Genomic DNA, 7453 nt, shown 5'->3' with positions numbered 1-7453 from the left:
GTCGGGATGGCTCAATACCGCCAGGTTCGGCGCCTGCTCCTCCGCGACCAGGTACGGCTTCATCAACCGGCCGCCGTTGGCCACCGCCGCCGAGATCATCGCCGCCTGCAGCGGCGTCACCCGGACATCGCGCTGGCCGATGCTGGACTGGGCCAGCGCGGCCTGGTCGACGATCGGCCCGACCGCCGATCCGGCCACCGGCACCGGCACGGCGAAGTCGTTGTCGTCGATGCCGAACAGCGCCGCCTGCTGCTTGATGGTGTCGGTGCCCAGATCCATGCCCAGCTGGGCGAAGGCGGTGTTGCAGGAGATGGTCAGCGCGTGGAGGAGGGTGTCGGTCTTGCCGTCCGCGCACTGCTCGCCGCCGAAGTTGCGCAGCTGGGTGCGGGTCTGCGGCAGGGTCAGCGCATTCGGCGCCGGGATCCTGGTCTGCGGCGTCCGGCCGTTCTTCAGCGCGGCGCTGGCCACCACCACCTTGAACACCGACCCCGGCGGGTAGGTGACGTTGAACGCGCGGTTGAGCAGCGGGTTGTCCGGGTCGGCGTTGTAGCGCTTGTAGGCGGCCTGGATGCCGTCCGGCGCATGCGAGCTCAACGCGTTCGGGTCGTAGGACGGGGTGCTCACCGCGGCCAGGATCGCGCCGGTCGCCGGGTCCAGCGCCACCACCGCGCCGCGCCGGGATCCCATCGCCTGGTAGGCCGCGGCCTGCGCCTGCTTGTTGATGGTCAGTATGACGTTGCCGCCCCGGGTGTCCCGGCCGGTCAGCAGGCTGGTCAGCCGCTGCACGAACAGCCGGTCGTCGGTGCCGGCCAGCACCCCGTTCTCGGCCGACTCGATGGCGGTGTTGCCGTAGTACAGCGAGTTGAACCCGGTCACCGGCGCGTACACCGGCCCGCTGGCGTACTTGCGCAGGTACATCAGCGCGTCCTTGGTCGGCACCGACTCGGCCACCGGAGTGCCCGAGCCGCCCAGCACGATCGAGCCCCGCTGGCGCTTGTACTCGTCCAGCACGGTCCGCCGGTTGGCGCTGTTGTCCTGGTAGTGGTCGGCCTTGACCACCTGCACCCAGTTCAGGTTCAGTACCACCGCCAGCAGCAGCAGGCCGACGAAGACCCCGACCCGCCGGATCGGCCGGTTCACGACGGCCCCCCTGACGAACCCCGAGCCTGGATCGGCACCGGACCGCTGTCGGTGGTGACCGCCGACGGCGGCGTGGTGGGCGGCCGCCGGGCCGCGTCGGAGACCCGCAGCAGCAGGGCCAGCAGCCCGAAGTTGGCCACCAGCGACGAGCCGCCGTAGGACAGGAACGGGGTGGTGAGGCCGGTTTCGGGCAGCAGCCGGGAGATGCCGCCGGCCACCACGAACAGCTGCAGGCCGAGTGAGAAGGTCAGGCCGGTGACCAGCAGCTTGCCGAACGAGTCGCGGACCGCGAGCGCGGTGGCGAACCCGCGGGACAGGATGATCAGGTAGACGCTCAGGATGGCGACCAGTCCGAACAGCCCCAGCTCCTCCCCGAAGGAGGACAGGATGAAGTCGGACTTCGCCACCGGCACCAGCTCGGGACGCCCACCGCCCAGGCCCGCCCCGAACAGCCCGCCGGTGCCCAGCCCGAACAGCGACTGGCTCATCTGGTAGCCCTCGTCCTGCAGGTAGTCGAAGACGTGCAGCCAGACCGTGACCCGCTGTTTGACGGTGCCGAACAGCTCGTAGGACAGCACGCAGCCGCCCGCGAACAGCAGCACGCCGATGATCACCCAGCTGACCCGTTCGGTGGCCACGTAGAGCAGCACCACGAACAGCCCGAAGAACATCAGCGCGGTGCCCAGGTCGTGGTTGCGGACCAGCACGCCCATGCTGATCAGCCAGGCCACCAGCACCGGTCCGAGGTCCCGGCCGCGCGGCAGGTCCACGCCCAGCAGCCGCCGGCCGGCCAGCGACAGTACGTCGCGCTTGTCGACCAGGTAGGACGCGGCGAAGATGGTCAGCGCGATCTTGGCGATCTCGCCGGGCTGGATGGAGAAACCGGCGATCCGGATCCAGATCCGGGCCCCGTTGACCTCGGAGTATTGGGCCGGCAGCACCGCCGGCAGCATCAGCAGGAACAGCCCGATGAGGGCCAGGGTGTAGGCGTAGCGGGCCAGCGACCGGTGGTCGCGGATCACCAGCAGCACCACCAGGAACACCGCCAGGCCCAGGAAGGCCCAGACCACCTGGCTGGCCGCGGCCACCCCGGTGTAGGTGGTGCCGTTCTCGGCAGCCTGCTGGGCCAGGCCCAGGTCGAGCCGGTGGATCATCACCAGCCCGAGCCCCACCAGCAGCACCGCGCACGGCAGCAGCAGCGGATCGGCGTAGCGGGCGGCCCGGCGGATCGCCAGGTGGCAGACCAGCCCGATGCCGAGCACCACCAGCGGGTAGGTGGCCACGTGGCTGGACAGCTCGCTGTTGCGGGTGATCTCGACGAAGGCCTCGGCGCAGGCCACGATCAGGGTCGCCGCGACCACGAACAGCAGTTCGGTGCCGCGCCGGGTGGGGAGCTGGTTCGGCCGGCTCACGGACGGACCCGGCTTTCTGCGAGAGCCCTCATCGGCAGTCCACCCCCGGGACCGGGGTGTTCGACGGCGACGGCAGCGGCGTGGCGGTCGACGGGCTCGGCGTCGGGGTGGCCGGCGTCTTCGTTGCCGCCCTGCTGGGCGCCCGGGTAGCCGGCCGGGTCGGCGTGCGCACCGGGGTTCGGCCGGCCGACGCGGTCACCGACCGGCTGACCGTCGGCGTCGGGGTCGGCGTCGGGGCCGGCGTCGTCGAGGTGGCGGCCGGGCACGGCGGCTTCAGCTCGTCGGCCAGCCGCGCCAGGATCGCGTCGGCGTCCGCGCGGCTGTTGGCGGTGATGCCGTTGAGCACCTGCCCACCGGCGGACTGGGTCAGGTCGGCGATCTTGAGGTCGCTGTTCTCGATCACCGAGTACAGGCTGACCGGCCCGAAATGCGCGTTCACGCCCCGGAACACCGCCACCTCGTCGCCGTCCCGGCCGACGAAGTACTGCCGCTGGGTCCACAGGTAGCCGCCCACCGCCGCGCCCACCACCAGCAGCGCCACCAGGCCCGCGACCAGCCAGCGCCGGCTGCCACGGTGCCCGGACGGGACCGGCGGCTCGACCACCTCGGGCTCCGATATCCGGGCCGCCCGGGCTGCCGGCGAGTTGGAGCCGGAATCGGTGGCCGAAGCCCGGTCGGTCACCGCGCCGCCCACGATCGGCACGTCGTCACCCCGGGCGACGTCGACCACGTCGGCGACGATGCAGGTGATGTTGTCCGGGCCGCCGCCGCGCAGCGCCAGCTCCACCAGCCGATCGGCACAGCCCTGCGGGGTGCCCTCGGCCAGCGTCTCGAGCAGCGTGGTGGCGGTGACCACGTCGCTCAGGCCGTCGCTGCACAGCAGGTACCGGTCGCCCTTGCGGGCTTCCCGGATGGAGATGTCCGGATCCACCTCGGTGCCGTTGAGGGCACGCAGGATCACCGACTTGCGCGGGTGGTGGGAGGCCTCGTCGGCGGTCAGCTTGCCCGAGTCCACCAGCGACTGGACGTAGGTGTCGTCGTGGGTGATCTGGCTGAGCTGGCCGCCGCGCAGCAGGTAGGCGCGCGAGTCGCCGACGTGCACCAGCGCGATCCGGCTGCCGGCGAACCGGATCGCGGTGAGGGTGGTGCCCATCCCCTCCAGCGCCGGGTTCTCGGCCACCGCATGGGCCAGCGCCGCGGTCGCGTCGGCCACCGTGTCGCGCAGCGCGCCGATCAGGTCGGCGATCGGGCGGTCCTCGTCCAGGCTCTCCAGCGTGCCGATGACGATCTTGGACGCCACCTCGCCGGCCGCGTGGCCGCCCATGCCGTCGGCGATCGCCAGCAGCCGGGGACCGGCGTACACCGAGTCCTCGTTGTTGCCCCGGACCAGGCCCCGGTCCGAGCGCACCGCGTACTTGAGAGTCAGCGCCATGCGGTCAGCGGAGTTCCATGGCAGTCCTGCCGATCCGGATCACCGCACCGGCCTCCAGCGGGGTCGGCTCGGCGACCTTGGCCTGCCCCACGTAAGTGCCGTTGGTGGAACCGAGGTCCTCCAGGTACCAGACGCCGTTGTTCTCGCTGATCCGGGCATGCCGGGTGGAGGCGTAGTCGTCGGTCAGCACCAGGGTCGAGTCGTTGGCCCGGCCGATCAGGATCGGCTTGCCGGTCAGCGCGACCCGGGTGCCGGCCAGGCTCCCCTCGGTGACGATCAGCTGGGACAGCGCACCGCGGCCGGGGCGGCTGCCCTCGGCGGCCGCCGGCCGGCCGCGCCTGGGACGCGCCTTGGGCTTGGCCGGCACCTGCACCCGGGGGGCGCCGGCGGTCCGCAGCTCCATCCGGATCACCCGGACCATGCCGTACAGGAACAGCCAGAGCAGTGCCAGGAAGGCAAACCGCATCAGCTGGATCGCCAGTGGCGAGGTCAAGAGTCGTCCTCGTGGAACACCAGCCGGGTGTGCCCCACCCGGATCACGTCGCCGTGCTGCAGCGGCTGGTTGCGCACCGCGTGGCCGTTGACCAGGGTGCCGTTGGTGGAACCGAGGTCATAGACGGTGGTCTGGCCCTCGGCCACATGCAGGTCGGCGTGCCGGCGCGAGACCCCCTGGTCCATCAGCTGCAGGTCCGAGCCGGTGCCGCGGCCGATGATGTTGCTGCCGGGCTTGAGGTGGGCCACCTTGGGGGTGCCGTCCACCGTGAGCCGGGGCTGGTAGGCCGGCCGGCGCGGCTCGGCGGCGGGGGCTGCGACCGTGGGCTGGGCCAGTGGCGAGAACTGGGTGGGCGGCGGTTCCTCGGCCCGGTGCCGCTCCTGGCGCGGTGGTTCGGGACGTTGCGGGGGGGCCTGCGGCGGTGGCGAGCCGTACGGCTGCAGGTACTGGTCCGGGTGCCCGGCGACCACCGGCATCGACATCGAGTCCATCGGGCGGCGGCGCGGCGGGGCCTGCGGCTCCATCCGGGAGGCGACTCCGAAGACACCGGTGTGCAGGGCATGGTCGTGGGCCAGGTAGACCTCGATGTCACCGATGGTGGCCAGGCCGTTGTCGTCGAGGTACTCCTGGACCAGCTCGGCCAGCGACCGGGTCAGCTGGACCTCCCAGGGCGCCAGTCGCTCGTAGTCGGAGGTGCCCAGGGTGACCCGGTAGCGGTTGGGCACCAGCACCTGGCCGTTGCCCATCACGGCCTTCTTGTCCAGCGCCTCGCGCTGCAGGGCGTTGCCGATCTCGACCGGCTCCACCTGGCCCTTGAACACCCGGGCGAAGGCCGCGCCGACCATGCTCTCCAGCCGGCGTTCGAAACGCTGGGCGAGGCTCATCGGTGCGGTTCCCCCTCTCCAGCTGGCTCACAGGTGTGATGTTGTGCGGCTTCGCGGGGTCCTCAGGAGCCCCGGGTATGCCGTTGATGGTATCCGCGAGCGCCGGTCCGGGCCCCGCAGGTGGGCCTGAGGTGTCGTGCTAATCTGGGCCGTCTTTTCAAGACGCCTCGGGCAAGTGGCGGAATGGCAGACGCGCACGGTTCAGGTCCGTGTGTCCGTAAGGACGTGGGGGTTCAACTCCCCCCTTGCCCACCAGCTCGCGATGTCTCAGGACACCGGGATGCCCTGAACCCCTTATTGAGGTTCAGGGCTTTTGTTGTTGGCTGCGGGGTTGGCGGCGGGCTGGCAGTCGCAGCGCGGGTCGATGGCTAGGTCGCGGAGCAGTTCGTCGGTGGCGGCGTGGATAACCCGGACCTCGAGGTCGTGGACGAGCAGTAGGACGGCTTCGGCTCATGCCGACGTGATGGAAGCGGCTGTGACGCGGAGGCTGGAGTTTGCCGTTAGTGTCAACGCGTTCGTGCCGGACGCGCTGGTGCTGTCTAGGGTCTGCCCGGCGATGGGGGTGGCTTTAGGTCGGCCGCACCACCAGTCAACAACCGCCGGCAGGATGGCTCTCGGTGAGGGTGAGCGGACACGGTCGCCGCAGCTTGAACGCTGCCTCATCTCTGCCGGTAACGAGCCACTAGCCAGCTGACCCAGCCAGTTCCGAACCCAGCCATAGAGGCATTACCATCGGCGCCAGGGCCAGTTGCACGAAAGCCTTCTTATATGCACGTGATAGTTGCGCAACACACGTAGGACACGTAGGATCTTCCCTCGAGTCGGCGCAGCCGGCTCATCGCCCCGGAGGAGACCGAATGACCCTCAATACCGACCCGCACGCGGGCCCCACCCATCCGCTCGAGCTGATCAACGTAAACGAAGTCGACGACAACGGCGGCGTCCACATTGAGACGCAGATGACCGGCCGGTTCCTCGTCGACCTGCGCCGCCGGGGCCTGCTGGCGCTGACCGGCAACATCCGGCCGGCGCACAATCAGGACCGCCTGCTGGGCAAGACGAAGACCAAGGTCAACAAATGGACGACCGAGCTGCTGGCGAACGAAGCCATCATCGGCAATATCTCGATCCGCCTGGATCCGACAAAGTCGGCGTACGAGGTCTGGCAGGACGAGGAGACCGGGCTGATGAACATGACGATCATGGAGGGCACCCTCGATTGTGCAGTGGACTCACTGTCGCGCATCAAAGCCATCCTGCAGGCGGCAGACAATCCGCTCGGCAGCTTCGACCTAGACACCCGTTTCCAGGTCCGAATTTGGCTGCTCGACGACGAGGGCGCCAAGAAGGTGGCGACGATCTACAACACGCGCGGCGACAAGGTCAACGACTCGACCGCGAAGTACGCCTATAGCGAGACCAAGGAGCAGGAGCTGGCTCGCCGGCTGGTGAACGGCAGCGAGCACCTTGGCCAGGACAACATCGAGGTGCTATCAAACTCAGTCTCGGCCAGCTCGCACAAGCTCGCTGCGTTCAACACCATTTCGAAGGCCATCGAGACCTCCTGGAAGGGTGGTCCGGTCACTGCCGCCGACGTCGAGGCACAGTCGAGCTGGCTGATCAGCGCTTGGGACTCCCTTGTCAAAATCCGCCCGGAGTTCGGCAAGCTCTCGACGCCGGCCCGACAGGCCCAGCGTAAGGCCAACATCGCCTCGACCGCAGTCGTCATCTACGGGCTGATCGGCGCGATGTCGAAGATGTACGCAGAGCACATCGATCCGGACGTGGCGTTCAAGTCGCTGGCGCCCGCAGAAAAGGAGGACGTGTTCGCGTGGAACAACCCGGTGTGGTCCCGGGCTGGAGTCGTAACGCCGACCGGCACCGACTCCGGCAGCCTCGGGACGCGCAACAGCTTCCCCGCGCGTCGGGCGGCTACCCGGGTGTTGCAAGAGGTTATGGGCCTCGATGCCGACCCGGTCGACTGATCAGTCATGACGAAGGCTGTCGCGGACGGCAGTGCAACACCGCGTCAGCCGCTCGGTTAGGCCAGTTGTGTATCGGGCAGACCCGATGTGGCGCCGGTGGCAGACAG

6 protein-coding genes and 1 tRNA gene are annotated in these 7453 nt (G+C 69.5%); 2 read left to right on the top strand and 5 right to left on the bottom strand.

What is annotated here, in order from left to right:
- The 5 genes from VLJ82_RS15920 to VLJ82_RS15900 form a co-directional block, all read right to left on the bottom strand.
- Positions 1-1140, bottom strand: a 1140-nt coding sequence (locus VLJ82_RS15920; RefSeq protein ID WP_408664345.1) for a penicillin-binding transpeptidase domain-containing protein, incomplete at its 3' end; no start/stop codon positions are given.
- The gene (locus VLJ82_RS15915; RefSeq protein ID WP_408664344.1) at positions 1137-2552 is read right to left on the bottom strand and encodes an FtsW/RodA/SpoVE family cell cycle protein; all 1416 of its coding nucleotides are present in this window, start codon (positions 2550-2552) and stop codon (positions 1137-1139) included. The genes VLJ82_RS15915 and VLJ82_RS15920, both read right to left, overlap by 4 nt.
- 28 nt (positions 2553-2580) lie before the next feature.
- A complete protein-coding gene (locus VLJ82_RS15910; RefSeq protein WP_408664343.1) occupies positions 2581-3984 on the bottom strand; it encodes a PP2C family protein-serine/threonine phosphatase in 1404 nt (467 codons plus the stop codon).
- Between the two features lie 4 nt (positions 3985-3988).
- Entirely contained in the window at positions 3989-4477 is a 489-nt protein-coding gene (locus VLJ82_RS15905) for an FHA domain-containing protein FhaB/FipA (RefSeq protein ID WP_422653730.1), read from the bottom strand.
- Positions 4474-5361, bottom strand: coding sequence for an FhaA domain-containing protein (locus VLJ82_RS15900; RefSeq protein WP_408664342.1), 888 nt, complete (start codon positions 5359-5361; stop codon positions 4474-4476). Before VLJ82_RS15900 ends, VLJ82_RS15905 begins: the two co-directional genes overlap by 4 nt.
- Positions 5362-5530: 169 nt before the next feature.
- Here VLJ82_RS15900 and VLJ82_RS15895 point away from each other — a divergent pair.
- Both VLJ82_RS15895 and VLJ82_RS15890 read left to right on the top strand, forming a co-directional pair.
- Positions 5531-5616: transfer RNA gene (locus VLJ82_RS15895), tRNA-Leu, on the top strand.
- Between the two features lie 602 nt (positions 5617-6218).
- A complete protein-coding gene (locus VLJ82_RS15890; RefSeq protein WP_408664341.1) occupies positions 6219-7346 on the top strand; it encodes a DNA sulfur modification protein DndB in 1128 nt (375 codons plus the stop codon).
- Positions 7347-7453 lie beyond the last annotated feature (107 nt).

This window comes from Jatrophihabitans sp. (assembly GCF_035474675.1).
Taxonomy (GTDB): Bacteria; Actinomycetota; Actinomycetes; order Mycobacteriales; family Jatrophihabitantaceae; genus Jatrophihabitans_A.
This window is presented reverse-complemented; position numbering and strand designations above follow the sequence as displayed.

Bases quoted from the DNA above. Each gene is read 5' to 3' on its own strand.
- VLJ82_RS15910 (WP_408664343.1), bottom strand. From the start codon at position 3,984: ATGGCGCTGACTCTCAAGTACGCGGTGCGCTCGGACCGGGGCCTGGTC.
- VLJ82_RS15900 (WP_408664342.1), bottom strand. From the start codon at position 5,361: ATGAGCCTCGCCCAGCGTTTCGAACGCCGGCTGGAGAGCATGGTCGGC.
- VLJ82_RS15890 (WP_408664341.1), top strand. From the start codon at position 6,219: ATGACCCTCAATACCGACCCGCACGCGGGCCCCACCCATCCGCTCGAG.